This is a genomic window from Brevibacterium permense (assembly GCF_025506275.1).
Lineage (GTDB): Bacteria > Actinomycetota > Actinomycetes > Actinomycetales > Brevibacteriaceae > Brevibacterium > Brevibacterium permense_A.
On the sequence record NZ_QYCP01000066.1, the window covers coordinates 1 to 26,359 of the forward strand.

Genomic DNA, 26,359 nt, shown 5'->3' on the forward strand with positions numbered 1-26,359 from the left:
GCCGATGGGGTGGGGGCGGCGTTCGCGATGGGGCGGTCGGTCGCCTCGGCGTCCTTCAGCTCCCGGCGCAGGCGAAGCGCCTGCCGACCGGCGAGGGCGCCGAGGAGGCACAGATAGAGGCCGCCGCCGATCTTGAGCACCTGCACGGCAGCCGGGTAGACGGTCAGCAGAGCGGAGACGCCGGTGAGCGCGAGGACCATCCAGATCACGGTGCCCGTGGCTGTTCCGAGCGCATAGACGAGTCCGGCTTTGCGACGCAGCGAGGACAGGCGGATCGTCAGGATCGTTTCGGGTCCGGGGGTAACGGCAAGCGCGGCCGCAGCTCCGGTGATGGTGAGGATCTCGGGTCCGGTCACGGCACTCCTTCGGGGGTGATGGGAATGGTCAGCGGGGATGGTGCACGGGTGTCTCGGGGCATCGTTCGATATCGACGGAGACGAACACCATTCTGCCGGAACCGATCAATCGGGAAAAGCAATTGATTGCGAATGAGCATCAGGCAGCGCCTAATGATTTGTCGGGTGGCCAGCGGCTAGTCTTGAGGGCATGTGGGATCTCAATCGTCTGCGCGTCTGGCGGGCCGTCGCGGCCACCGGTTCCGTGGTCGCCGCGGCGAAGAACCTCAACTACACACCGGCGACCGTCAGTCAGCACATCACCACCCTGCAGAAGTCCGTCGGGGCGCCGCTCTACCGGCGGTCGGGGCGCGGCATCGAGATCACCGAGCTCGGCCGGCGTCTGGCCGATGATTCGGCGGAGGTCTTCACTGCGGTCGGCCGCCTCGACGATTTGGTCGAAGGCTTCCGCAGCGTCAGCAGGCCCCGGCTGCGGATCGCTGCGTTCACTTCGTTCAATGCGCGCCTGCTGCCGGGCATCATCGATGCTGTGGCCCTGGATCATCCGGATCTGCGTTTCGACATCCAGCTCAATGAGCCGGCGAAGAACCGGCGCGGGCACTGCCTCATCGAGATCCGCGCCGAGGCTCCGCAGGACGGTGAGAACCATCTGCCGGAGATGACGCGCATCCCGCTCTTCGACGACGACTATCGGGTCGTCGTCCCCGAGGGGCACCGGTTCGCAGGCCGTGAGTCCGTGCCGTTCATCGACCTCGAGGATGAGCACTGGGTCGACTACGACATGTGGGCCGGACCTTCGAGCAAGGTCGTCGACCATGCGTGTGCCGCGGCGGGATTCGAACGCAGGAGCTTCGCCGCCTGCGAGGACGACTTCGCGGCATTGGCTCTCATCGCCTCGAACATGGGCATCACGGTCCTCCCGCGGCTCTCGACTCTGCAGCTGCCGCCCGGCCTCGTCGCCGTCGATCTCACCGACCCCGTCCCGATGCGCCGGGTCGTCATGCACATCCGCGACAAAGACGCGCACTTACCCCACGTCCGCGCCTTCGCCACCGCAACTGAGGAGGCAGTAGCAACCCACCTCACCACCCCCTAATTGCTACCTGACGGCGGCTCAGCAACCTGGCGCCAGGTTGCTGAGCCGCCGTCAGGTAGTCCTGGGAGGGGAGATGCGCTGTTCCTCATAGTGAGCTGAGACGTTGCGCCAAGGGTGGTGGGATAGGCTGTCGGGGTGAGTTCTGAAATCGAAATCGGCAGAGGCAAGCGCGGCCGTCGCGCCTATTCGCTCGACGACATCGCCATCGTCCCCGCTCGGCGCACCCGTGATCCCGAAGACGTGTCCCTGAACTGGCAGATCGACGCCTACCAGTTCGAGCTGCCCTTCATCGGCGCTCCTATGGACTCGGCCATGTCCCCGGAGACCGTCATCGCGCTCGGCCGATTCGGCGGACTCGGCGTTCTCGACCTCGAAGGTCTGTGGACCCGGTACGAGGACCCCACCCCGCAGCTGGCTGAAATCGCCCAGCTGCCGGCCGAGATGGCGACCTCACGGATGCAGGAGCTCTACTCCGCACCCATCCAAGCCGAACTCATCACCGCTCGCCTCGAGCAGATCCGCGAAGCCGGAGTCACGGTCGCCGGCGCCCTGACCCCGCAGCGGACCCAGGAGTTCTACAAGACGGTCGTCGACGCCGGAGTCGACATCTTCGTCATCCGCGGCACCACGGTCTCGGCCGAGCACGTCTCGACCCACACCGAACCGCTCAACCTCAAGCAGTTCATCTACGAACTCGATGTGCCCGTCATCGTCGGCGGAGCCGCCACCTACACCGCGGCACTGCACCTCATGCGCACCGGTGCCGCCGGCGTCCTCGTCGGCTTCGGCGGGGGAGCGGCGGCCACGACCCGCAAGACCCTGGGCATCCACGCCCCGATGGCCACGGCCGTCGCCGACGTCCACGCGGCCCGGCGGGACTATATGGACGAATCCGGCGGCCGCTACGTCCATGTCATCGCCGATGGCGGACTCGGCACCAGCGGCGACATCGTCAAGGCCTTCGGGGTCGGCGCCGACGCTGTCATGCTCGGCACCGCCCTGGCCCGGTCGACCGAAGCACCCGGCCGCGGAATGCACTGGGGCGCCGAAGCTCATCACCCGGATCTGCCACGCGGGCACCGTGTGGAACTCGGCACCGTCGGCAGCCTCGAGCAGGTGCTCTTCGGCCCCGGCCGCACCGCGATCGGCGAACTCAACCTCGCCGGCGCCCTGCGTCGGGCACTGGCCACCACGGGCTACCTCGACCTCAAGGAATTCCAACGCGTCGACGTCACCGTCTCGCCCTACCAGACTGGTTCGGTGGTCTGAACTGTTCCGCCTGGCACTGACTCCCAAATGGCTGGGATCCCTGCTCCTCGTCCTGGTGCTCGTCACCTGCTTCGTCGGACTCTCCGCGTGGCAGGTCGACCGGGCCCAGCACAAGAACGACGTCGCCGCGTCCTCCGGAGTCGATGAACTCAAGGACTTCAACGACGTCATGGATGCCCAGGCCCCGATGCCCGGCATCCTCGCCGACCAGCGGGTCAGCCTGTCAGGACACTGGATCCCCGATGCTCAGATCGTCGTCCCCGGACGCGTCCAGGACGGCGATACCGGGTATTGGGTCGTGACGATGTTCGCCCCGGACGGCGGTCACCTCGGTGAAGGCGTCGAGGCCGCGAACGCCGACGAGAAGACGATCGCGATCCCCGTCGTCCGCGGTTTCACCCCCGACGAGGACGCGGCGATGACGTCTGAGGCCCGGGACGGCCAGGTCGAGCTGACCGCGCGCATCGGACCCATCGAGGGCCCCGTCGAGGGCAATGATCTGCCCGAAGGGCAGGTGCACACGGTCTCGACCTCGCAGATCATCAACCTGTTCCCCGACCTGCTCACCTACTCCGGATTCCTCATCCCGGAGAAGGCCACCGGTGCCGCAGCCTCGGTGGGGACCGACGGTCTCGAACAGGTTCCGACCACGACGACCCGCGACGAGGGTGGATTCGATCTGCAGTCGGCCGTCTACGCCCTTGAATGGATCATCTTCGCGGCCATGGCCCTCTACATGTGGTTCCAGCTGCTGCGCGATGATTACCTCCGGCGCCGCCTCGGCGAGGATTCCCATGATTCGGAGAAGAGCGTCGAGTATGTTGTCGTCAAGCCCGCGGGCGACGCGACCATCGACCCCGAGGTGATGTCCGGACTCACCGGACTGCCGGCCCACCGCCACGGAGGTGCCAGGCCCGGCAGGAAACGAAGCAGGAACGCCGATGCCCGAAACACTGACACTTCCACGACCGGAGGAAACTGAGCGTGAGCGAAGAACACGAGTCCTTGGACTCTCGCCCCGACTTCGACGAGAACAACGTGTGGAGCGTCAAACGCTTCACCTCGGCCCGCAATGCGCTGAAATTCTACCGCGTGATGGCGCTCATCACCGGCACGATGCTGCTCATCCTCACGGTTGAGATGATCTACAAGTACCTCATCGCCGCGGACGCCGAGACGGCCCTGAACTTCGGCGGCTTCAACCTCGCCGCGGCCATCGCGATCTGCCACGGCTGGTGCTACGTCGTCTACCTCATCGGCTGCTTCTGGCTCAACCAGCAGATGCGCTGGACGCTCGGCCGCTACCTCATCCTCGCCCTGGCCGGCGTCGTGCCCGTGATGTCGTTCATCCTCGAGCGCCGCATCCACCGTCAGGTCGACGCCGAGCTCGAAGCCGCCGTCGTCGTCGCCCCCAAGTCCTAAGAGGGGCCCCGCCCCCGCCGAGGCGGCCCGCCTATCCGCGGTCATCCGCGGCGGCGAAATCGGCCCGGTCCACCCCTGCCGAGGCGGCCCGCCGACACGTGCGCATCCGCCCTGCGAGGGGAGCGCGACCCGAATTCGGGAGTCTGGTCGCCGACGCTTAGAATTGGATCATGACGCAATCCCAGAGCACGCAGGTGCCCCCCGTCCTCGTCGTCGATTTCGGCGCCCAGTACGCCCAGCTCATCGCGCGCCGCATCCGCGAAGCCGGCCTGTACTCGGAGATCATCGCCCACGACGCCCCGGCGTCCGAGTTCGCCGCGAAGAAACCGGTGGCCATCGTGCTCTCCGGCGGACCCTCGAGCGTCAATGACGCCGGCGCCCCGAGCTTCGACACGTCCGTGTTCGACCTCGGAGTGCCCACGATGGGCATCTGCTACGGCTTCCAGCTCATGTCGACCGCACTCGGCGGGCGCGTGGCCAAGACCGATAAGCGCGAATACGGATCGACTCCGGTCTCCGTGTCCCAGGCCGGTGCGCTGCTCGCCGAGACCCCTCAGAACTACAAGGTCTGGATGTCCCACGGGGACTCCGTCGCCGAGGCGCCCGACGGCTTCGATGTCCTCGCCTCCACCCCGGACACTCCCGTGGCGGCCTTCGAATGCCCGGCGAAGAAGTTCGCCGGCGTGCAGTGGCACCCCGAGGTCCTCCATTCGGAGAACGGGCAGAAGATCCTTGAGAACTTCCTCTTCAACGTCGCCGGGCTCGAAGCCGACTGGACGAACGAATCCGTCATCGAGGAACAGGTCGAACTCATCCGCGCCCGCGTCGGGAACAAGAAGGTCATCTGCGCACTCTCCGGAGGCGTCGACTCCTCCGTCGCTGCGGCCCTCGTTCAGAAAGCCATCGGAGACCAGCTCACCTGCGTCTTCGTCGATCACGGTCTGCTGCGTCAGGACGAACGCGTCCAGGTTGAGAAGGACTACGTCGATTCGATCGGCGTCCGCCTGGTCACCGTCGATGCGCGCGAGCAGTTCCTCTCCCAGCTCGCCGGGGTCACCGACCCGGAGGAGAAGCGCAAGATCATCGGCCGCGAGTTCATCCGCACCTTCGAGACCGCTGCCGCCGACCTAGTACTCGAGGCCCAGGAGGGTGAGGGCGAGGAGATCGCGTTCCTCGTCCAGGGCACCCTCTACCCCGATGTGGTCGAATCCGGTGGGGGATCGGGCACCGCGAACATCAAGAGCCACCACAATGTCGGCGGACTGCCTGATGACATCCAGTTCCAGCTCATCGAACCCCTGCGCGCCCTGTTCAAGGACGAGGTCCGTGCCATCGGCCGCGAACTCGGCGTGCCCGAGGTCATCGTCTCCCGCCAGCCATTCCCCGGCCCGGGACTGGGGATCCGCATCATCGGCGAGGTCACCGAAGAGCGCCTGAACATCCTGCGCAAGGCCGATGCGATCGCCCGCGCAGAGCTGACGAAGGCCGGCCTCGACGGAGAGATCTGGCAGTGCCCGGTCGTGCTTCTGGCCGATGTCCGCTCCGTCGGTGTCCAGGGCGACGGCCGCACCTACGGCCACCCCGTCGTGCTGCGTCCGGTCTCGAGCGAGGACGCGATGACCGCTGACTGGACGCGCATTCCCTACGATGTGCTCTCCGTGATCTCCAACCGCATCACCAACGAGGTCGACGACATCAACCGCGTCGTCCTCGACGTCACCTCGAAGCCTCCGGGCACCATCGAATGGGAGTGATCCTCCGCGACCGTTGAAGGGTCCCTGCGCACGTTACCGTGCGGACACCCTCGCCGAGGCGGCCTCGATCGAGACCCCGAATACTGCTCCTGAACACCGTTCAGTTACAGTGGGAGGGTGCTCGAGGCCGCCTCGGGCGTCCCCGATCCCGGTCGGGGAGGATCACGACCAATGGAGTACTCATGACACCGACCCACAGCACCACCTCGGCGGGGATCACCCGTCCTCGCTCGGCCGGCAGCGATATCGCCCTCGTCGCGGTCTTCGCGGCGATGCTCGCGGCCTTTGCGATGATGCCTCCTGTCCCGGTGGGTCCCCTCGGTGTGCCGATTACTCTGCAGACCTTCGCGATCGCACTGTGCGGGATGGTGCTCGGACCCTGGCGCGGATTCTCAGCTACCCTGCTCTATGTCGTCCTCGGACTCGTCGGACTCCCGATCTTCTCGGGAATGCGGGGCGGAATCGGCGTCCTCGCGGGCCCGAGCGCCGGCTACATCCTCTCCTTCGCGCTCTACGCTCTCCTCGCCGGGCTCATCGCCCGCTGGGCTGTGCGTCGCTTCAGCGGAATGAAGCTCGGTGTGGTGCTCTTCCTTGGCGGCTTCGGCGGCAGCGTCCTGCTCAACCATCCGCTTGGCATCCTTGGCATGTCGATCAACGGCGATCTGCCGCTCGGCGTGGCTGCGGTCGCGGACCTCGCCTACTGGCCCGGTGACATTGTGAAGAACATTCTGGCCGCCTCGGTGGCGGTGCTCATCCACCGCGCATTCCCCGATGTGCTGCGTCGTCGCGGCGTCAGCGTCGAATCGGTGTCGGCCGGGCAGGCACAGGCCGCGAAGTGACACGCGAGATCCGGTTGAGCGACGTCGGCGTCGGAGTCCTCGATGACGGACCCGACGGCGATGTCGTGCGCCCGATCCTCCAAGACGTCAATCTCACCCTCACCGAGGATGTCGTCGCCGTCATCGGTGCCAACGGCTCGGGGAAGTCGACCCTGCTGCAGCTGTTCAACGGCCTGGTCACGGCGAATGCCGGCGAAGTCCTCGTCGATGGTCTCGACCCGCGGCGGCAGGCGGTGAAGGTGCGTTCGCGCGTCGGTTTCGTCTTCACCGATCCGGCCGCGCAGCTGGTCATGCCCACCCCTCTCGAGGACATCGAACTGTCCCTGCGCAAGTCCGTGCCCAAGCGTAAGCGGCGGGCAGAGGCACTGGCGGTGCTCGACGAACTCGGCATCGCCGACCTCGCCGAACGCAGCGTCTACGAACTCTCCGGCGGCCAGCGTCAGCTCGTGGCACTGGCCGCGGTGCTTGCGGTGGATCCGCAGATCCTCGTCCTCGACGAGCCGACGACCCTGCTCGACCTGCGCAACAAGGAGCGGCTGCGCGTGCATCTCCAGGAGCTCGTGGCCAGGCGCGGGGTGCGCATCGTCCTCACCACTCATGACCTCGAATTCGCGCAGATCGCCCAGAGGGCGATCGTCCTCGACGATGGTCGGATCGTGGCCGATGCCGCCCCCGCCGAGGCGGTCGAAACCTACCGAAACCTCATCATGAGCGATACGCCATGACCCAGGCGGTGACGTGGCGGAAGCACGCCGGCATCAAGGCCCGACCGCAGCTCTTCGGGAAGGTGGCGCATCCTCGGGGATGGCTGCATGCAGTGCCGACGGGGGTGAAGCTGGCGGTGATCGCCGTCATCGGCATCGTGGCGCTCATCTTCCGCGATGCGGCGATCAACTGGTCGATGTTCGCCGCTCTCGTCGTCATCGGATTCACGGCCCGGCTGCGGGTGAAGCACTTCCTGCGCACATGGATCTACGTGGCGGTGCTTGTGGCGATCGTCATGGGGCTGCAGTACTTCTTCGGGTCCATGGAGTCGGGGCTGGCTGTCGGCGGGACCGTGTTCGCCTGTGTGCAGGCGGCCCTGCTCCTCACCCTGACGACGTCTGTGGCGCAGCTGCTCGACACGTTCACGGTGCTGGTCTCGCCCTTGCGGTTCTTCGGCGCGAACGCCGAGGCGATCGCATTGACGGCGAGCCTCATGGTCAGGGCGATCTCCCATATCTCCGGTCTGCTCGGCGAGGCCGAACGCGCAGCCCGGGCGAGGGGACTGGACTCGAGCATCAAGGCCCGAGTGGTGCCGGCGATCCTGCGGTCGGTGAAATACGCACAGGACACGGGACGGGCGCTCGACGCCCGTGGCATCGTGGAGTGATCGTCTCCACCGACCGCTCGAGTTGCCGTCGATCGCTCATCGCATAGCTTGATACAACGACTCTGACTTGAGCGGTCGACGATTCGCCTCCGAGAGTCTGAGCCGGTTGTGAGCCGGGACTCAGCAGAACACCTCGTGGGAGGAGTAGCCTCGGCGACAGAGGGGACGAACCCCACCCGAACCGAAGGAGACATGATGACCGGCACCGAGAACACAGTCCTGTTGGCCATGGACTTCCAGAACGGCATCGCCGGGGACGACGCCTTCGCCTCGACCGGTGTGCTCGAACGCGCACGTGACGCCGTCGCCGCAGCCCGCAGCCACGACATCCCCGTCGTCTGGGTGCGAGTGGCGCTGCGCGAGGGGCATCCGGAGCTGGCGGCAACGGCATCGTTCGCGCAGATCGCCGCCCACGGCGACGTCGACGAGACCCATGCCTCGACGAGCATCCACGAAACGCTCGACCGGCATCAGGGCGAGCCGATTGTGACCAAGCGACGCATCAGCGCCTTCACCGGCAGCGATCTCGAGGTGCTGCTGCGCGGCTATGGGGCGTCGTCTCTTGTGCTCGCCGGAGTCGCTACGAGCGGAGTCGTGCTCTCGACCGTACGTCAGGCCGCCGATCTCGACTTCGAGCTCACTGTGCTCTCCGACGCCTGCGCCGACCGTGACCCCGAGGTTCATCAGGTGCTCACTGAGAAGGTGTTCCCCAAACAGGCAACTGTGACGACTGTCCAGGACTGGACCGCCGGCCTCGCCTGAGCTCGGCAGCTGAAGGCTCGCCCGCGTACACCGACCGCTCATCTCAGCGTCCAGCGCTCGGCGTATAACTTGATACAGCGGCGGCAATTCGAGCGGTCGGCGAAAGGGCCGGATGCTGACCTGCGCGATCGCCTCAGTAGGGCAGCGGATTCTCCAGTCCGGAGTTGACCATCGAGCTGAATCCGCGGCCGAGCACCTGCGGGGCTGGATTCTCGATCGCCCGCGAATAGTGGCCGACGAGCTGTGAGCACACGCTCTTCCAACTCCTGGCCTGCACCTGCTCACGACCGGCGACCCCGAAGGCTCGCCTTTTCGCCTCGTCGCCGAGGAGGTCCGCCGCATGCGCTCGCATGGCACCGAGATCCTTCGGGGTGTAGAGCCACCCGGTGCGCGAGGAGTCGACCAGGTCGAGCGGGCCGCCTCGGGCGGGAGCGATGACCGGCACCTCGGAGGCCATGGCCTCTTGAATCGTCTGGCAGAAGGTCTCAAGCTCACCAGGGGCCACCATGAGGTCGAAGCTCGCCACTGCTTGAGCCAGGGCGTCCCCGCCGAGGAACCCGGTGAAATGTGCCTCCGGCAGCAGTCGCTGCAGACGCGTCCGCCAGGGACCGTCACCGACGATGACGACCTTCGCCCCGGGCAGATCGGTGAGCGCGGCAAGGTCTTCGACCTGCTTCTCCGCGGCCAACCTGCCGACGAAGCCGATGATCTTCTCCCCATTCGGGGCAACGCTTCGACGCCAGGCCTCGGACCGGTGGCTCGGGTCGAAACGGGAGGAATCGACCCCACGGGCCCATAGTGCCACCTCGGCGACCCCGAGCCCGTGCAGCTGATCGATCGTGTACGACGATGGGGCCAGCGTCAGGGAGGAATGCTGGTGGATATTGCGGACGTGGTTCCACAGCATGGCCTCGATGCCGTGCATTCCGTACCGGGCGGCATAGGCGGGAACCTCGGTCTGGTAGATCGCCACGGTCGGCAGATTCAGTGCCTGGGCGGCGAGGACGCCGCGCCAACCGAGGACGAACGGACTGGCCAGATGGACGACGTCCGGGGCGAAACGCTGCAGCAGCCGGCGGATGCGGGTGACGCCGCCGGGAGCCACACGGATGCGCCGATACTTCGGCAAGGCGATCGAGGGAACCCGGACGATGCGGGCACCGGCGACCTCCTTCGGACCGTCCCTGCGTGTGCCCGGAGCGATGACGAGGACCTCGTCACCGCGGTCGGCCAGATGGTCGAGGACCCGCAGGAGTGAGTGGGTGACCCCATTCATATTGGGGAGGAAGGATTCCGCAATGATCGCTACTCTCACGGCTTCCAGCTAAGGCCCGCAGAGTGACGAACGCATGACCCGAAGGCGACAGGTCGGCGACATCTGGCCGAAATCGGTCCGCACTCTCTGCGGTGACTGCAGAATGCCAGGGTCGGCGTCCGGGCGCGGCCCTTCTCGGTGACTCCTCTCAGTCGCCTCGGTGTCCGGATGATGACCTGTTCGCGACGAGTCTGAACCCCGCGTAAACTGAGGTGTCGGAAATGCTCGTGCAGCACATGGAACGAGGGGAATGGCCGTGGTCTGGTTCATAGTCGGCGGTTGCGTACTCGCCGCTCTCATCGTCCTCTTCGTCATCCTCACCGTCCTGCGCTTCAACCAGCTGTCCATGGCCCGGTCGTTGTGCGACGAAGCCAAGCGCCAGCTCATCGGCGAGATCCGCGCTCGCCACGCTCTCGTGCCGGCCTATATCGGCACCCTCCAGCAGATCGCCGGACAGGACCTGTCCCGGCTGGAACTCGCGCTCGCCTCTGCCGAACGCGCCCCCTTCGACCACCGCGGCGCCGCAGCCGAAAACGCCCTGACCGACGCCGTCGATGACGCCGCTCTCATCCCCGCGGCGCTGACGGAGAGGTCCCTGACTTCGGACTCTGCCCGTCCCAATCGGGCTGCGGTCAATGAGGAGATCGACACGACGATCCAGCTTCTGCACGGTCAGCTGCAAGTGCTCACCGAACGGATCCTCGCCGGCGCGCGTTTCTACAACACGAACGTCGAGCGCTATCACCGGCAGCGGGCGCGACTGGTCTCCCGCCTCTTCGGCGGGGTCTTCAAGCCCCGCGCCCCATTCACCGAGGCGATCGATGACGATGGTGGACCCGGAACGGCGGGCCCCGCCTCGGCGAGGATGACCCGATGACCCGCTTCCGTCTCGACCTGGGCTATCGCGGCACGGATTTCCATGGCTGGGCCAAGCAGCCGGGGCTGCGCACGGTCCAGGCCGCCGTCGAGTCCGGACTCGAACGGATCACCGGCACCGAGGTGGCCACCGTCGTCGCCGGCCGCACCGACTCCGGCGTCCACGCTCGCCGTCAGGTCGTGCACATCGATCTGGGCGATGAGGCGATCGGCAAGCTCATCGGCCAGTCGAATCGATCCGCCGAGGCGGCTCTCCTGTCACGTCTGCGCGGAGTCCTCATCGCCGGTGAGTTCCACGACATCGTCGTCCACGCGGTGGCCGAGGTGCCAGAGGACTTCGACGCCCGGTTCTCCGCGCTGTGGCGGTCGTATCAGTACCGGTTGGCCGATCACCGGTCATTCATCGACCCGCTGCTGACCCAGGTGACGCCGCGGCACAAGGGCGAACTCGACGCCGAAGCCATGGCCGAGGCCGCGAGCGAGGTCCAAGGGCTCCACGACTTCCTGCCGTTCTGCAAACCCCGGGAGGGCGCGACGACGATCCGCACCCTCCACGAACTGCGAGTCTCGCGCGATCAGGATGCTGTGATCACCATCGATCTGCGCGCCGACGCCTTCTGCCATCACATGGTCCGTGCACTCGTCGGCGGACTGATCAAGGTCGGATCCGGCAATTGGGCGGTGACCCGCCCGGCCGAACTCATCGCCGAGGCGGACGCCGGGCTGACCCCGGATGTGCCCATGTTCGTCACGCCTGCCGAAGGACTCGTCCTCACCGAGGTCGGTTATCCGGCACCCGAGGACTATGCGGCTCGCAACGCCCAGACGATGGCCCGCCGCGACCAGGAATAGGCCGACGGTTCGGCAAGACGTCGGCAGAAGCATCAAGCCGCAGCATCATGCCACCTTATATCGCGCGAGTCGGGATCATGTGAGAATTCCTCTTTCCAGTTGTGAGAATCCTGTGTAGATTCACACTTAAGCAACTTTCAGTTCGCATTGGCACTGCAGGATGGAATCCGTCTTCATCCCCACCGGCACGGTTGATGTGCGCCTCACTGAACGATCGAAGGAACCGAATACATGTCGAAACTTGTGACCAAAGTGCTGGCCACGGGCGCCGCAGTGTCGATGCTGACTCTGCCCGGTCTCGCGCCTGCCATCGGGGCACCCTCTCTGGGCAACGGAAACTCCACCGACGACAGCGCCACGGCACCGAGTGAAGCGGCTCCCGCGGACCCCGACGAATCGTCGAACGATTCGACCGACGGTGACAAATCCGCGCCGTCGGACGACACCGGCGACGAACAGGACTCCGGCAGCGATGTGCAGTCGGCGCCCGAAGGCACCAAGGTTCAGCTGCTCAATATCACCGACTTCCACGGACGCATCTCCGAGGCAGGCACTCAGGTCGCCTCGGTCGTCGAGGAGGAACGAGCGAAGTTCGGCACCGGCGGCGACAATATGGGCACTGCTCTGCTCTCGACCGGTGACAACATCGGTGCTTCGACCTACACCTCCTCATCGCAGAACGACACCCCCACGCTCGATGTCCTGAATGCCATGGGCGTCGAGGCCTCTGCTGTCGGCAACCACGAATTCGACAAAGGCATCGATGACCTCACGGGACGCGTGAGCGACGAAGCCGACTTCCCGTACTCGGCGGCCAATGTCTACGACAAGGGAACTCAGAACGTCGTCGACGGCCTCGACGAGTACTCCATCGTCGACGTGTCGGGAGTCAAGATCGCCGTCATCGGCGTCGTCACCAAGGACACTGCCTCACTCGTCTCACCGGACGGCATCGCCGACCTGGACTTCGGTGACCCCACGGACGCAGTCAACCGCGTCGCCGACGATCTCGAGAACCTGCCCGAGGACGAACGACCGGATATGACCGTCGTCGAGGCCCACCTCGGCGCGTCGTCGACCGAGAGCCTCGAGGACGCGAAGGCGTCGAACGCGGAGTTCAAGAAGCTCGTCACCGAGGCCGACGCCTCGGTCGACGCCATGTTCACCGGCCACACCCATATGCCGTATGCCTTCGAAGCACCGGTGCCCGGAGAACCCGCTCGCACTCGTCCCGTCATCGAGGCCGGCAGCTACGGCGAATACGTCGGGCAGGTGACCATGAGAGTCGACGGCAACAGCGATTGGCAGGCAAGCGGCATCGACCTCATTAAGACCGAGGACAAGAGCTACGACTCCGAGGTCGTCGACAAGGTCGCCGGCATCATCAGCGACGCAGAGGAGAAGGCCAAGGAGCTCGGCTCCGAGGTCACCGGCACGATCAGCGAGGACATCACCCGAGCGAAGAAGGACGGCGAGGAGGACCGCGGTGCCGAGTCCACGCTCGGCAACCTCGTCGCCGATGCGCTCAAGGAAGGCGTCGAAGAGACCCAGCTGGAAGAAGCCGACTTCGGCATCACGAACCCGGGCGGTCTGCGCACCGATCTGCTCTGCGATGACATATACAACTCCGAGGAGAAGTGCGAAGTCACCGTTGCCGAGCTCAACAGCGTGCTTCCCTTCGCCAACGACCATGGTGTCGTGACGATGAAGGGTTCGGACGTCATCGGCCTCTTCGAAGAGCAGTGGCAGCCCGACGGTGCCTCCCGGTCGTTCCTCCACCTGGGCATCTCGGATGACCTCGACGTCGTCTATGACACTGATGCCGACAAGGGCGAGCACGTGAAATCCGTCAAGGTCGATGGCAAGGACATCGACCCGAACGAGGACTACCGGGTTGCGACGCTGAGCTTCCTCGCCACCGGTGGTGACAACTTCTCCTCCTTCGCCAAGGGCGATTTCGAACAGTCGGGACTCACCGACTTCGAGACCTGGGAGAACTACTTCAACAAGCACCAGGCCGAAGGCAAAGACGTCACCCCGGATAAGAACGAGCGTCAGGCAGACGCAGCCAAGGACGTCATCGACAAGGGTGATCTGAGCGCCGAGCTGACCGGGCCGAAGGCCATCAAGCCCGGTGAGAGCGCTGAGTTCTCGCTCAAGACGAACGCGAAGTCCGAGGTTGCGGGTCCCATCGACGTCACCGTCGACCTGCCTGAGGGCTATACCGCCGAGGCGGCCGCGCAGTCCGAGACCCGGTCTGCTTCCAGCAGCGCCACCAAGGGCAGGGCCCCTGAGGTCAGCGCCGAGGCGGCCAAGACGATCACCCTCGATTCGATTCCGGCAGGGGAGACCGAGACTCCTGTGACGGTGACCGCGCCGAAGGACGCCTCCGGTGAGGTGACCGTCAAGGCCAGCGTCCAGGCGAATGCCGATGGTCCATGGTGGGACGACAACCCGCTGCCGCTGGCGCATGAATTCGAGGCCACCGCGGCAGTCGGTGACGATGCGAATGCCTCGGCCGGCGATGACGGTTCGGCCGACGGCGGCAATGCCGATGGTGGTTCCGCCGATGGCGGGGCTGCTGACGGCGGAGACAGCACGGCAAGCGGAACCGCCGACGGCGGGGACGACGCTGCCGGTGGCTCGGACGGTTCGTCGAACGCCGGCGGTGGAGCCGATGGTGCGGACGCCTCGGCCGATGGCGGTTCGGCCGATGGCTCCGGAAGCGACGCGAACGGTTCGAAAGATGGAGGCGACCTGCCGCGCACCGGCTTCGAGACCTTCAACATCGTCGCCGCGGCTCTCGCGCTCATCGTCGCGGGCACCACTGCGGTCACGATCGTCCGTCGCCGCAAGCTCAGCCTCCAGAACTGAGCCAGGCTGCTCAGAAGCTCCTGACACTCAGGCGAGATCATCGCCGAGACGAGCGGGGCCGGAGAGTTCTTCTCTCCGGCCTGCCGTCGTTTCCAGGCACGGTCCGTACGAATAATCCCTCACCGTTTGTTCTATCTCCACCACGTAGTTGCATAGTGCACCGGTGCACGAGTGCGAATTGCTGTGGCGGGGGTGTTTTGCGAGGAAGCGGCGGGGATGCCACTAACGGTGAGGGATGCCTCGGCGAAGGTCGTTTACTGCGCAGCACCGTGCGCCGTCAGTGCCATCTCCTTTAGGTAGCTGCAATGCGCACCGGTGCATAGGTGCCTTTTGTCGCCACGGAGGTGTTCTGCGGCAAGCGGTGGATGTTGAGACTACCGGTGCGTGGTGCCGTCGACAGACCCGGACCCGGACTCAGACTCGGACTGGGCGTCGGCGCCGTCCTCGGCATCGGAGTCGGCAGGGGCCGCATCAGCATCGGCGGGGGCGTCACCGGCGGGCGTCGCCGTTGGGACCGGCGGGCGGCCGGCGCGGAAGGTCTCGAGGTGAGTGAGCACGGGGACGAGGAAGAGGATGCCGACGGCCGGTACGACGATGCCCGAGTCGTTGATGAGAGTGCCGACTCCCAGCAGGATCGCGAGGCTGATCATCGCCGACCTCAGCAGCGGGATCCGCAGGTAGGTGTCCTGGAGTCCGTGCAGTCGGAAGCGCGCAGGGTCGAGCGCCAGCCAGAACACACCGATGATGACCAGCGGCAGCACCAGAGTCATCCACGACTGGGTGAGGATGTCGATGTTCATCCCGATCTTTCGAGCCAGAACGCTGAGCGCCTGACCGCTGATGATCGAGTCGAAGAACCGTCCGAAGTGCGTGCGCTGATCGGCCGGGCGCAGCCAGTCGAGGAACAGCACGGTGAGCATGACGATTCCGGCGATGCCCACCGTCAGCCCCAGCCGTTTGAGCGAGAACCGGATGCTCGCCGCGGCCAGCACGAGGTAGGCGACTCCGATGATGAGGGTCGGTACGGACCCGAACTTCGTGCCCAGACCTGGTGCTGCCAGGATGACGCAGGAGGCGAGCACGGGAACAGTGACGATGAGGACGCGATGCAGCGGCTTGGCCACCAGAGACGCGAACCCTGCGACCGCCAACAGCAGCGCACAGCAGTACAGCGCCAGCGCCGAGTTCCCGATTCCGTAGAACCGGGAGGCGATAAGCAGGGGCTCACCCAACAGCGTCGACATCTGCAGCTGGGATCCGGTGACGACGTCGTAGGCGAGGACGGCGACCGTCACGGTGGACACGAAGAGCACCGGCCCGAACTTATGCCGCCGCCAGGGGCCGAGCAGCGCCAGCACCCCGAGCAGCAGCGCCCACCCGGCCAAGGCTCCGAGCATCGCGATGTCCGGATTCGTCGCCCGCTCCCACGGCACGGTATTGACCAGATACGTCGAGATCGGCATCGCCGCGAATACGACACCGAGGCGGTACGCCCCGGAATGGACGAGCTCCCGGTGGTTCTTCCGCATGAACCATGCCAACGCCAACAGTCCGACCATGAGCACGGCGACGACGGGGAAGAACCACGTCGACAGATCGTTCTGCGTCTTCACCGCAACCTGCCGGTCGAGCACCGCCTGATAGCGCGAATGCCAATCGGACCCGTGCGCCCCCGAGGTCATCGGCGCCCCGGCCGCATTGTCCATCTCCTCGGCACCGGACAGTGCCACGAGCGTCGGTGCCAGGTCGGGCACCTGCACCAGTCCCGGCTGCCGCGTCGACGAGGAGGTGAGCAGTCCCGCCTGCTCGCCCGGGGCGACCATCATCGTCGCCTGCATCGACGAACCTTCATGCGTTCCGTCGGCGATCGATGAGAACACCACGGGAACGCGTCCCTCGCCGAGGCGGTTCGGCTGATCCGCGCTCATCCATCCCGTCGATTCGAGGACGTCCCCGACCTGAGCGTCGAGATTCTTCAGCGAATAGCCGTCGGCGGCGGTATTGCCGAGATCGACGAGCGTAAGCTCGCCGTCTGCGGTCGATTTCGCGACATCCGCGCCCAGGTCGGGTCCGACGGGCGACCAGTTCTCGACACGGCCGGTTGGGGTGGCCGCGGCGATGGCGGCACCGTTGCCGAAGGCGCGGATATCGGGCACTGCCTCGGCCAGTGCTCCGAGGGAGGCATCGTAGTTGTCACCGCGGGCCACCTGCGCGTACACGTCCCAATCGGCGACCCAGCCGTCGAGCGGAGATGCCGATTCGCGGCACTGATCGCGTGGTTCGTCGGCGGCCCGCCGCCCTGATCCGAGTCCCAGCCAGCCGTCGACCGGACAGCTCGTCGAGCGCACGCTGCGCGGTGTGATCGTCCCGATCTGCCCGCCCTTCATCATCATCCACAGGTGCGGTGTGGTGCGCGGATCGAGATCCTCGAAGCTGAATCCGGAGACGTTGATCGACACGACCCCGGGATGCGCCGAGGCGGCCCCACCGTCGTCGTCGTCCGAGGCCGGAGCCGTGCCCCCGCTCCCGCCCGCTGCCTGGGCGTCGGCTCGAGCCGGCGCACCTGCGGCCGCATTCGAGCCCGCAGCAGCATCCGCGTTCGAGCCCTCGCCCGGGACCGCCTGCCCGACCTGAGGCAGGCCGAGGACGAACAGCGCGATGGCCAGGATCCCGAGCAGAACCCGAGCGGCGGGGGAGGTCACGCGGGCTCTCATCGGTGAGCCTCCTCGGCGTGCTCAGCACTGAGCGCCAGCAGGAAGGGCAGCAGAACCATGGCTCCGGTCGAAGGCACGGCGACCCCGGAATCGGTGAGCACGAGCCCGACGCCGAGGCCCGTGGCCGCAGCCAGGAAACCGAAGTGCAGGTCGGAATCGGTGAAGAGCTGGGGGAGCCGTCCGCGCCATTTGTTGACCAGGCGCCCGGTCCGGCTGCCGGCGTGGACGCGGGGGAAGTGGAGGAGGTAGCGGAGGAAGATGAGGACCGCGATGGCCGCAAGCGGGGTGACGATGGCCAGGGCCGGGTTGACCTGGATGATGTGGAGGTTCGCGCCGAGCTTGCGGCCGACGACCTGCAGGGCCTCACCGGTGACGATCTGGTCGAAGAACGTGCCGAAATGTGAGCGTGCCCCGGCCGGGCGCAGCCAGTCGAGGAAGGCGATGCCGATGAGCACGGCCAGCGATGCCACTCCGATGAGGGCGAGGCGCAGCAGAGTCAGTCGGATCTTCGACAGCAGCGCCAGCAGGACCATGAGACCGGCGAGGATGGCGATCGTGCCGCCGAACTTCGCACCCCAGGAGGGATTGCCGGAGACGAACACGGCGGCCAGTCCGATGACGACCGGCACGATGATCACAGCTTTTCGGTGACCGCGCGCCCGCAGCCAGGACACCACAAGCCCTAAGAAGATGAAGAGGCTGACGATGAAGATCGCCGCACCCTGATTGCCGAGTCCGTAGTAGCGGCCGCCGACGATCGGGTTGTAGCCGAGCAGCGAGTTCGCCTGCAGACGGGACCCGGTGGCCAGGTCGGCGGCGAGGATGAGCAGGTTCGCCCCGGCCAGGGCGCCGACCCGTCCTCGCCAGGTCCGACCCCATGGCGGGATGAGGGCGAGGACGAACAGAACGGCGGCCGTGCCGATGACCGAGAGGAACAGGCCGAGCCCGGGATCGGCCATTCTCGACCAGGGGAGGAGCCCGGCGAGGAACGCTCCCATCGGCAGGGAGGCCACGCCCAGGGACACCCAGCCGAGGAAGCGGTGGACGTGGGAGGCTCGGGTGGCACCGCCTCGGCGGCCGAGGATGGAGCGGTTGAGCAGGACCGCGCACGCGATGAAGAGGACGTAGAAGATGACGTCGAGGGTGATGGAGAACGTCGAGAGATTCTGATGGATCGTCGTCGACTTCTGCGCCTCGGCGACGAGATCGTCGATGCGCTGCTGCGGATCATCATCGGTCGGGGTGGAGTCGAAGCCGACGGCGCGCGGGGAATCGACATCGAGGACATCGAGGATGCCCGGCGCCAGATCGGTGATCTGCAGCAGCCCCGGGGTGCGTGTCGTCGCCGAGGACAGGGACCCGGGTTCGAAGCCGGGCCCGGACGCGATGAACGCGCGCAGCTGCGGCAGACCGGAACTGTCACCGAGGCCGGCGACGATGATCGTCGGATCCGCGGCCCCGTCCTTCGCGTTCTCCCGCACCTCCTGCAGACGCACGCCGAGGCGGCGGTCGGCTTCGGCGACGCGGGTCTCCCGGTCGTAGTTCGGCGGAACGGTATAGGAGTAGTTCGGGATCGGATCGAACAGCCAGGAGCGGATGCCGATCGCGCCGAGGTCGACGACACCGAGGCGGCAGTCCGCGGAGGTCGCATCGTCCGTGAAGTTCGTCACCACCCCGTCTTCGTCCGCGGCCGCATAGGCTGCGCCGGGGCCTTCGGCTGCGACGCACGGTTCGAGCAGCGAGCCCGCGACGGCGCCGCCGGTGCTGGCGGGCGCGGCCTTGCCGGCTACGGCGACTTCACGCGCGAGCATGCCGTAGTCGACGGAGTAACCGGAGCCGATATTGGGCTCCTTGACCGCATCGAAGCCCTCGATCCGAGCCGTCGTCGTTCCGGCCGCGGATTCGCCGCCATGAGCTTCATCACTGTTCGCCGCCTCCTTCGCCGAGGCGGCCCTGCCCTCGGCATCCACGGAACCGTCCGTGGTGGGGGCGATCATCGTCGGGCAGCGGACAGAGTCATCGGGGTCGGCATCCTCGGCGACGGGGGAGGGACCGGCCTGCGCGCGGGCGCCCGCGCCGAAGGACAGCCAGCCGGAGGCGGGGCAGGTAGCCGAGCCGATCGTGCGCACGTTGAGGTTCGCTGCGGCGCCCTCGGAGAGCAGATGAAAGAGGTTCGGAGTGCGCTCGGGGTCGATATCATCGATGGTCAGACCCGGAATGCCGAAGACGACCGTCTGCCCGGCCGGGGGCCTGCCGGTGTCAGTGGACTGCGCCGAGGACGCATTCGCATTCGCGGCCGAACCGTCGGCCGATGCCATGCTGTCCGTTGGTGCCGACGCGGAGGCGGGGTCGAGTCCGAGGCCTGCCGTCAGGAGCCCGACCAGGAGACCCAGCATCAGGATTCTCAATGCGGGAAGTCGGAAGGGCAGGCTGGAGTGAGTCGGCACAGATCAATACTATCGGCTCGGGTTTCAGCTGGCCCTGAGACCGCTCTGGGCGTTTGCTCCCCGGGCCTGAGGGCATGTATATTTGATTGTCGTTGTGTGTGCTTGTCGCACTCCCTTACATAGCCTCATGCGTTGCAGGCCCGTAGGTGAGGGGAATGCGTCGATAGGTTCACCCGATTGAAGACAACCAGCGCTTGAGACCCATTGGACTCACGACCCGATGAGGATCCGGCGCTGCACTGAACACAGATACGAAAAGAAGGCTACTTTTGCGTACGTATACAGCTAAGTCCGGTGACGTTGAGCACCAGTGGCACGTCATCGACGCCACTGACCAGGTGCTCGGTCGCCTTGCTTCGCAGGTTGCACGCCTCCTGCGCGGCAAGCACAAGACCACGTTCACTCCGAACACCGACACCGGTGACTTCGTCATCATCATCAACGCCGACAAGGTCGCGCTGACAGGTGCGAAGCTCGAGAAGAAGCGCGCTTACCGCCACTCCGGATACCCCGGTGGCCTCAAGAGCGTGAACTATGCCGAGCTCCTCGCCACCCACCCCGAGCGTGCAGTCGAAAAGGCTGTCGCCGGTATGGTCCCGAAGACTCGTCTCGGACGTGCCCAGATGCAGAAGCTGAAGGTCTATGCAGGTGCCGAGCACCCGCACGCCGCTCAGAATCCGCAGCCGTACGAACTCAGCCAGGTCGCGCAGTAAGCGCCTGAGCTCTAGACATACCGAGGAGAACCGTGGCTGATACCACCAACGCGACAGAAACTGTCGAAGAAGAGATCACCGAATACACTTCCGAGACTCCCGCATCCGCTGGCCTGGGCGAAAGCACCGCCGGCGGACGTGGACAGTCCCTGACCGCTCCCGGCAACGGAGTCGGCCGCCGCAAGCAGGCAATTGCTCGTGTGCGCCTCGTCCCCGGCACCGGTGAGTGGACCATCAACGGACGTACTCTCGAAGAGTACTTCCCGAACAAGCTGCACCAGCAGCTCGTCAACGAGCCCTTCACCCTGCTGGACCTGGGCGGACGTTTCGACGTCATCGTCCGGATCTCCGGCGGTGGACCCTCCGGCCAGGCCGGCGCCGTCCGCCTGGGCGTGGCTCGTTCGCTCAACCAGATCGACGCGGAGTCCAACCGCGCCGAGCTGAAGAAGGCCGGATACCTCAGCCGCGATGCTCGCGTTCCTGAGCGCAAGAAGGCCGGTCTCAAGAAGGCCCGTAAGGCACCTCAGTTCTCGAAGCGCTGATCTCGCTGGCGAACCGACTGCGGCTGGTCTGCCACTGAGTCGCAGTCATCGACAGTTCAGCATCATGAACATGAGAATGCGGTCCCGAACCAGGTTCGGGGCCGCATTTCTCATATCCGGACTCATCTCACACGGTCACTGACGTGGCCCCGCGGTCGAGTGTGCCGCCTCGGCGCATAGTCCGTCGTTCAAGCCTGAGCGCGAATATCGCATTGTGCACCGCACGATAAGCGCGCTCCGCCTTGAGCGGACACTCGCGACGCCGCGACTACCGCGGCCACGGATGCGGTCGGTCGCCTCGGCGAGGGTGCCGACATCACGAGCGACACCCAGCGGATCGACTAAGATCGACTCCGACATTGACGAAAGGATCTCCACTATGTCTCGACTCTTCGGCACCGATGGAGTGCGCGGACTGGCCAATCGCGATATCTCGGCCAAACTCGCCCTCCAGCTCTCGGTCGCAGGTTCACGCGTGCTCAGCCGCGGCTGGACGGGTGAGAAGCGCCCCTTCGCCGTGGTCGGACGTGATACGCGCGTGTCCGGCGAATTCCTCTCCGCCGCACTGAGCGCCGGAATCGCCTCGACCGGAGTCGACGTCCTCGACGCAGGCATGCTGCCGACACCGGGCATCGCCCAGGTCGTCAAGGACACCGGCGCCGCCTTCGGCGTCGTCATCTCCGCCTCCCACAACCCCATGCCCGACAACGGCATCAAGTTCTTCGCCGCAGGAGGCACGAAGCTCGACGACGCGGTCGAAGACGAGATCCTCGCGATCTTCGATGAGGACTGGGATCGTCCGACCGGCGCGGACGTCGGCCGCATCTCGCGCTACCCGGCCGCTGCAGACGAGTACACCGAGCACCTAGTGCGCTGTGTCGACGCCGACAATGTACGCCCGCTGTCGGGACTCAAGGTCGTCGTCGACTGCGCTCACGGTGCGGCGTCCATCGTCGGACCCGCCGCCCTGCGCCAGGCCGGCGCCGAAGTCATCGTCTCCGCCGCCGAACCCGACGGCTTCAACATCAACGACGGTGTGGGATCGACCCACCTCGGACCGCTGCAGCGCCTCGTCGTCGAGACCCAGTCCGATCTGGGCGTGGCTTTCGACGGTGACGCCGACCGCTGCCTGGCCGTGGACTCCTTGGGGCGGGTCGTCAACGGCGACCAGGTCATGGGCATCCTGGCGATCGGGCTCAAGGAGCTCGGTGAGTTGCGCGGCAACACCCTCGTCACGACCGTCATGTCGAATCTGGGTCTGAAGCAGGCGATGGACAAATACGGAATCGAGACCGTGCAGACCGCTGTCGGCGACCGGTATGTGCTCGAGCGGATGCTCGCCGACGGGTATGCGCTCGGCGGGGAGCAGTCCGGACACGTGCTCATGCTCGATCACGGCACCACCGGCGACGGAGTGCAGACCGCCCTGCATCTGATGAAGCGGATAGCCGATGCCAAGCGCACCCTGGCCGACCTCGCCGCGGAGATCCCGCAGCTGCCGCAGGCGCTCGTCAACGTCAAGGGCGTGGACAAGAACAACGTCGATCACCCGCAGGTCGCCGCAGAGGTGGCCGCTGTCGAGGCCGAACTCGCCGACACCGGTCGCGTGCTGCTGCGCGCCTCGGGCACGGAGCCGCTCATCCGGGTCATGGTCGAAGCCGCCACCGAAGATGCCGCCTCCGCCCAGGCCGAGCGCCTGGCCGCGTCGGTCAAGGAGCACCTCGCGCTGTAGGGTTTGCCGAGTGTGCAGTGCCGCGACGATCGCCAGTTTTAGAGGGTTCCTGCCGTGGTGGCCGCGGGTTGAACGGCCTTCTGCCGCGGCGTTGGCCAGTTAGTTGGCCAGCTAACTGTGCGCAGATTGCACAATTTCGGCTCGAAACCGGCAATCTGCGCACACTTAACTCGAGGAAGTCTCTGACCCTGCGGAGTCGGTGCAGGGCTCGCACCTAAAGTGGTTCAGCGTCACGGACTCAGCTCGAGGCGAACTGGGTGGCGTAGAGCTCGGCATAGCGGCCGCCGCGGCCGACCAGCTCCTCGTGAGTGCCCTTCTCGATGATGCGACCGGCCTCGACGACGAGGATCGTGTCGGCCTGCCGGATCGTCGACAGACGGTGGGCGATGACCAGAGCCGTCCGCCCGTGCATCGCCTGGGACAGGGCCCGCTGGATCGCGGCCTCGTTCGTCGAATCCAACGCCGAGGTGGCTTCATCGAGCACGACGATCTCCGGAGACGCCAGCAGCATCCGGGCGATGGTCAGGCGCTGACGCTCGCCTCCGGAGAGACGGTACCCGCGTTCGCCGACGACGGTGTCCAATCCATCGGGAAGCGCATCGACGACGCCTCTCAGCTGTGCCCGGTCGATGGCATCGAGCATCTGCTCCTCGGTGGCATCAGGGTCGACGAGCTGGAGGTTGGCGCGGATCGACTCGTGGAAGACATGACCGTCCTGGGTGACGACGCCGACGGCCTCGCGCAGATCGGCAAACGACAGTTCGCGAACATCGACCCCGCCGATGGTGATCGTGCCGCCTGTGACGTCGTAGAGTCGCGGCAGCAGCGACGCGATCGTCGACTTTCCCGCACCCGAGGATCCGACGAGGGCAACGGTGTGCCCGGCGGGGATCGTGAAGCTCAGGTCGTGGAGAACCTGATCGCCGCCACGGGTGTCGAGTACGGAGACGTCTTCGAGGCTGGCCAGGCTGACCTGCGAGGCGCTCGGGTAGGCGAAGTCGACGTGATCGAATTGCACATCCAGCCCACCGGCAGGCAGGGCCTTCGGCTGCGACGGTTCCTTGAAGTAGGGCACGAGATCGAGGATCTCGAACACCCGCTGGAATGACACCACTGCGCTCTGGATGTCCAGGCGCGCGTTGGCGAGCATCGTCAGTGGCGTATAGAGCCTGGTCAGCAGCAGTGCCAGGGTCACAACCTGACCAGCGTTGAGGTTGCCGACGACGGCCTGTGCACCGCCGACGCCGTAGACCAGAGCCAGCGCCAGGGCGGAGACCAGAGTCAGTGAGGACACGAACGTCGACTGCAGCATCGCGACCTTGACCCCGATATCGCGGACCTGGCCGGCGCGGTCGGCGAACTCCTCGTTCTCCTGGCGGGGATTGCCGAAGAGTTTGACCAGGGTGGCGCCGGCGGCGGAGAAGCGTTCGGTCATGCGGGTCGACATGTCTGCGGAATTGTTGGCCGCTTCGAACTGCAGGGATGCGAGCTTTCCGCTGAGCATTCGGGTGGGGATGATGAACAGCGGCAGCAGCAGGATCGACAACACGGTCACCTGCCATGAGATCGTGACCATGACGCCGACGGTCAGGGCCAGGGAGACGAAGTTCGACACGATGCCGGACAGGGTGTTCGAAAACGCCCGCTGCGCACCGATGACATCCGTATTGAGCCGGGAGACCAGGGCACCGGTGCGGGTGCGATTGAAGAATGCGATCGGCATCGACTGGACGTGATCATAGACGGCCGTGCGCAGATCGAAGATGAGCCCCTCACCGATCCGTGAGGACAGGTACCGGTTCGTGATCGAGATGGCCGCATCGGCGATGGCCAACCCGCCGATGGCCACGGCCAGCCATACGACCGTAGACACGGGCCCGCCGCCGGTGATCGCGTTGACGACGTCGCCGGCGAGGACCGGGTTGAGGACACCGATGCCCGCGGTGAGCACGGACAGCAGCAGGAAGATGATGAGTTTGCGCTTGTGCCGGGTCGCATACCCGGCGATCCGCTTGTAGATGCCCGGTTGGATGCGCGTCTCGGGGGTCTTCTTACTCTTGACCGAGGAGTACATGAGGTGATGTGCGGATGGCACGCTCATACTGGGTCCCTTTCTGCTGCCGAAACGACCGAGCATGCACGGGGGATCCCGTGACGGCGCGAGGATCGCTCGCATCCGGCCGCCGCCGCAGGCGGGTGACCTGCCGGCGGTGAGTAGTTCAGTGCACACTGTGCAACCGTCAGAGCGGTGAAACTATTTCCTCACCGCCCGGCGACTCCCGTTACGGGTCCGCTGACAAGCTCGCCGAGGCGGCTCGCCCCGTCCGAGGTGTTAGACCCCCGACGACTCCCGTCACAGCTTCCGCAGCTGCACCTTCCGAATCGTGTGATCGGAGGATTTGTGGAGCACGAGGTCGGCTCGGCCGCGGCTGGGCTGGACGTTCTCGCGCAGGTTCGGGAAGTTGATGGAGTCCCAGATCTCCGTGGCCAGAGTGATCGCTTCGTCGTCGTCGAGCTGCGAGTAGCGGTGGAAGTAGGAGTCCTCGTCCTGGAACGCACCGTGCTTGAGTTTGAGAAACCGCGAGATGTACCACTGGCGGATATCACGGGAGCGCGCATCGACGTAGACGGAGAAGTCGAAGTAGTCACTGATGGCCAAGCCCACGGTCCCATCCTGACGGGGGCGGGCGGGCTGGAGGACGTTGAGGCCCTCGACGATGAGGACATCGGGGGAGCGCACGACCACCTCGGCGCCGGGAACGATGTCATAGGTGTGGTGCGAGTACACAGGTGCACGGACCTCGGGAGCCCCGGATTTCACGGCGGAGATGAACTTGAGCAGCTTGCGCCGGTCGTAGGATTCCGGGAATCCCTTCCGCCCGTTGAGGCGGCGACGGTCGAGTTCGGCGTTGGGGTAGAGGAATCCGTCGGTGGTGATGAGTTCGACGCGCGGAGTGTCGGGCCAGCGGGCGAGCAGTTCGCGCAGCACACGTGCCGTCGTCGACTTGCCCACGGCCACCGATCCGGCGACGCCGATGACGAAGGGCGTGCGCTTGGCATCCTGCGGTTCCAACCCGCGTTCGTGCAGTGGAGAGAAGAACTCCCTGGTCAGGTCGTGCTTCGCTCGCCGTGCTGAGACGTAGAGGTTGAGCAGTCGTGACAGGGGCAAATAGACCTGGGCCACTTCGTCGAGGTTGATCCGATCGCCGAGCCCGCGCAGCCGTTCGATGTCGCGCTGCTTCAGCGGCAGCGGCGTGGCCTGGGCGAGCGTACCCCACACCTCCCGATCGAACTCCCAGAACGGAGACGTCGTGTCCGGCTCGCTGCGCCGGGCGGTATTGAGGCCGGCGAGCTTGCGCGCACGGTCCAACTGAGGGTCGACATGGCTCATCCCACTATTGTGTCATGCGTCATGTTCGCCACC

At 66.0% G+C, this 26,359-nt stretch carries 21 protein-coding genes; 15 read left to right on the plus strand and 6 right to left on the minus strand.

Annotation, left to right across the window (positions count from 1 at the left end):
• The coding region (locus D3I60_RS02255) for a LysE family translocator (protein ID WP_262774552.1) at positions 1-356 on the minus strand (356 nt) is incomplete at its 3' end.
• A 190-nt stretch (positions 357-546) separates the two neighbouring features.
• Between D3I60_RS02255 and D3I60_RS02260 the strand changes: the two genes are divergently transcribed.
• The 9 genes from D3I60_RS02260 to D3I60_RS02300 all read left to right on the plus strand — a co-directional run bounded on the left by D3I60_RS02260 (position 547) and on the right by D3I60_RS02300 (position 8,870).
• The gene (locus tag D3I60_RS02260) at positions 547-1,452 is read left to right on the plus strand and encodes a LysR family transcriptional regulator (protein WP_262774553.1); all 906 of its coding nucleotides are present in this window, start codon (positions 547-549) and stop codon (positions 1,450-1,452) included.
• Positions 1,453-1,587: 135 nt separating this feature from the next.
• A complete protein-coding gene (locus D3I60_RS02265) occupies positions 1,588-2,721 on the plus strand; it encodes a GuaB3 family IMP dehydrogenase-related protein (protein WP_139468415.1) in 1,134 nt (377 codons plus the stop codon).
• A gap of 55 nt (positions 2,722-2,776) precedes the next feature.
• Positions 2,777-3,703 (plus strand): SURF1 family protein, encoded by a 927-nt coding sequence (locus D3I60_RS02270; protein WP_262774554.1) that lies wholly within the window; start codon positions 2,777-2,779, stop codon positions 3,701-3,703.
• Positions 3,704-3,705: 2 nt separating this feature from the next.
• On the plus strand, positions 3,706-4,143 hold the full coding sequence (locus D3I60_RS02275; RefSeq protein WP_139468416.1) for a DUF3817 domain-containing protein: 438 nt from the start codon (positions 3,706-3,708) through the stop codon (positions 4,141-4,143).
• A gap of 170 nt (positions 4,144-4,313) precedes the next feature.
• Entirely contained in the window at positions 4,314-5,897 is a 1,584-nt protein-coding gene (gene guaA, locus D3I60_RS02280; RefSeq protein WP_262774555.1) for a glutamine-hydrolyzing GMP synthase, read from the plus strand.
• 182 nt (positions 5,898-6,079) lie between these two features.
• Entirely contained in the window at positions 6,080-6,736 is a 657-nt protein-coding gene (locus D3I60_RS02285; protein ID WP_262774556.1) for a biotin transporter BioY, read from the plus strand.
• Positions 6,733-7,461 carry an energy-coupling factor ABC transporter ATP-binding protein gene (locus D3I60_RS02290; RefSeq protein ID WP_262774557.1) on the plus strand — a complete coding sequence of 243 codons (729 nt, stop codon included), beginning with the start codon at positions 6,733-6,735 and terminating at the stop codon, positions 7,459-7,461. Before D3I60_RS02285 ends, D3I60_RS02290 begins: the two co-directional genes overlap by 4 nt.
• Positions 7,458-8,108 carry an energy-coupling factor transporter transmembrane component T family protein gene (locus D3I60_RS02295; RefSeq protein WP_262774558.1) on the plus strand — a complete coding sequence of 217 codons (651 nt, stop codon included), beginning with the start codon at positions 7,458-7,460 and terminating at the stop codon, positions 8,106-8,108. Before D3I60_RS02290 ends, D3I60_RS02295 begins: the two co-directional genes overlap by 4 nt.
• Positions 8,109-8,303: 195 nt before the next feature.
• Entirely contained in the window at positions 8,304-8,870 is a 567-nt protein-coding gene (locus D3I60_RS02300) for a cysteine hydrolase family protein (protein WP_262774559.1), read from the plus strand.
• A gap of 133 nt (positions 8,871-9,003) precedes the next feature.
• On the opposite strand, the gene D3I60_RS02305 is transcribed toward D3I60_RS02300, so the two are convergent.
• A complete protein-coding gene (locus D3I60_RS02305; RefSeq protein ID WP_262774560.1) occupies positions 9,004-10,185 on the minus strand; it encodes a glycosyltransferase family 4 protein in 1,182 nt (393 codons plus the stop codon).
• Between the two features lie 250 nt (positions 10,186-10,435).
• Between D3I60_RS02305 and D3I60_RS02310 the strand changes: the two genes are divergently transcribed.
• From D3I60_RS02310 to D3I60_RS02320, 3 genes are all read left to right on the plus strand, one after another.
• Positions 10,436-11,062: a LemA family protein gene (locus tag D3I60_RS02310; RefSeq protein ID WP_262774561.1), complete on the plus strand. Its 627-nt coding sequence runs from the start codon at positions 10,436-10,438 to the stop codon at positions 11,060-11,062.
• A complete protein-coding gene (gene truA, locus D3I60_RS02315) occupies positions 11,059-11,913 on the plus strand; it encodes a tRNA pseudouridine(38-40) synthase TruA (protein ID WP_262774562.1) in 855 nt (284 codons plus the stop codon). The genes D3I60_RS02310 and truA overlap by 4 nt, the downstream gene beginning before the upstream one ends.
• Positions 11,914-12,144: 231 nt before the next feature.
• Entirely contained in the window at positions 12,145-14,787 is a 2,643-nt protein-coding gene (locus D3I60_RS02320) for a bifunctional metallophosphatase/5'-nucleotidase (RefSeq protein ID WP_262774563.1), read from the plus strand.
• A gap of 374 nt (positions 14,788-15,161) precedes the next feature.
• On the opposite strand, the gene D3I60_RS02325 is transcribed toward D3I60_RS02320, so the two are convergent.
• The gene (locus tag D3I60_RS02325; protein ID WP_262774564.1) at positions 15,162-17,501 is read right to left on the minus strand and encodes a hypothetical protein; all 2,340 of its coding nucleotides are present in this window, start codon (positions 17,499-17,501) and stop codon (positions 15,162-15,164) included.
• Complete coding sequence (locus D3I60_RS02330) at positions 17,498-19,948, minus strand: hypothetical protein (RefSeq protein ID WP_262774565.1); 2,451 nt, start codon at positions 19,946-19,948, stop codon at positions 17,498-17,500. The genes D3I60_RS02325 and D3I60_RS02330 overlap by 4 nt, the downstream gene beginning before the upstream one ends.
• 269 nt (positions 19,949-20,217) lie before the next feature.
• Here D3I60_RS02330 and rplM point away from each other — a divergent pair, with 269 nt between their 5' ends.
• The 3 genes from rplM (at position 20,218) to glmM (ending at position 22,935) form a co-directional block, all read left to right on the plus strand.
• Complete coding sequence (rplM, locus tag D3I60_RS02335) at positions 20,218-20,661, plus strand: 50S ribosomal protein L13 (RefSeq protein WP_101543309.1); 444 nt, start codon at positions 20,218-20,220, stop codon at positions 20,659-20,661.
• 32 nt (positions 20,662-20,693) lie between these two features.
• Positions 20,694-21,203: a 30S ribosomal protein S9 gene (gene rpsI, locus D3I60_RS02340; RefSeq protein ID WP_025779545.1), complete on the plus strand. Its 510-nt coding sequence runs from the start codon at positions 20,694-20,696 to the stop codon at positions 21,201-21,203.
• Positions 21,204-21,582: 379 nt separating this feature from the next.
• A complete protein-coding gene (gene glmM / locus D3I60_RS02345; RefSeq protein ID WP_262774566.1) occupies positions 21,583-22,935 on the plus strand; it encodes a phosphoglucosamine mutase in 1,353 nt (450 codons plus the stop codon).
• Between the two features lie 238 nt (positions 22,936-23,173).
• On the opposite strand, the gene D3I60_RS02350 is transcribed toward glmM, so the two are convergent.
• Together D3I60_RS02350 and coaA are read right to left on the minus strand one after the other, a co-directional pair.
• Positions 23,174-25,036 carry an ABC transporter ATP-binding protein gene (locus tag D3I60_RS02350; protein WP_262774567.1) on the minus strand — a complete coding sequence of 621 codons (1,863 nt, stop codon included), beginning with the start codon at positions 25,034-25,036 and terminating at the stop codon, positions 23,174-23,176.
• A gap of 252 nt (positions 25,037-25,288) precedes the next feature.
• Positions 25,289-26,326: a type I pantothenate kinase gene (coaA, locus tag D3I60_RS02355; RefSeq protein WP_025779539.1), complete on the minus strand. Its 1,038-nt coding sequence runs from the start codon at positions 26,324-26,326 to the stop codon at positions 25,289-25,291.
• Positions 26,327-26,359: the final 33 nt, after the last annotated feature.

Coding starts and splice junctions, on each gene's coding strand:
- truA (WP_262774562.1), top strand. CDS start 11,059: ATGACCCGCTTCCGTCTCGACCTGGGCTATCGCGGCACGGATTTCCAT.
- D3I60_RS02300 (WP_262774559.1), top strand. CDS start 8,304: ATGACCGGCACCGAGAACACAGTCCTGTTGGCCATGGACTTCCAGAAC.
- D3I60_RS02260 (WP_262774553.1), top strand. CDS start 547: ATGTGGGATCTCAATCGTCTGCGCGTCTGGCGGGCCGTCGCGGCCACC.
- D3I60_RS02285 (WP_262774556.1), top strand. CDS start 6,080: ATGACACCGACCCACAGCACCACCTCGGCGGGGATCACCCGTCCTCGC.
- glmM (WP_262774566.1), top strand. CDS start 21,583: ATGTCTCGACTCTTCGGCACCGATGGAGTGCGCGGACTGGCCAATCGC.
- D3I60_RS02350 (WP_262774567.1), bottom strand. CDS start 25,036: ATGAGCGTGCCATCCGCACATCACCTCATGTACTCCTCGGTCAAGAGT.
- D3I60_RS02320 (WP_262774563.1), top strand. CDS start 12,145: ATGTCGAAACTTGTGACCAAAGTGCTGGCCACGGGCGCCGCAGTGTCG.
- D3I60_RS02295 (WP_262774558.1), top strand. CDS start 7,458: ATGACCCAGGCGGTGACGTGGCGGAAGCACGCCGGCATCAAGGCCCGA.
- coaA (WP_025779539.1), bottom strand. CDS start 26,326: ATGAGCCATGTCGACCCTCAGTTGGACCGTGCGCGCAAGCTCGCCGGC.
- D3I60_RS02325 (WP_262774564.1), bottom strand. CDS start 17,501: ATGAGAGCCCGCGTGACCTCCCCCGCCGCTCGGGTTCTGCTCGGGATC.
- D3I60_RS02310 (WP_262774561.1), top strand. CDS start 10,436: ATGGCCGTGGTCTGGTTCATAGTCGGCGGTTGCGTACTCGCCGCTCTC.
- guaA (WP_262774555.1), top strand. CDS start 4,314: ATGACGCAATCCCAGAGCACGCAGGTGCCCCCCGTCCTCGTCGTCGAT.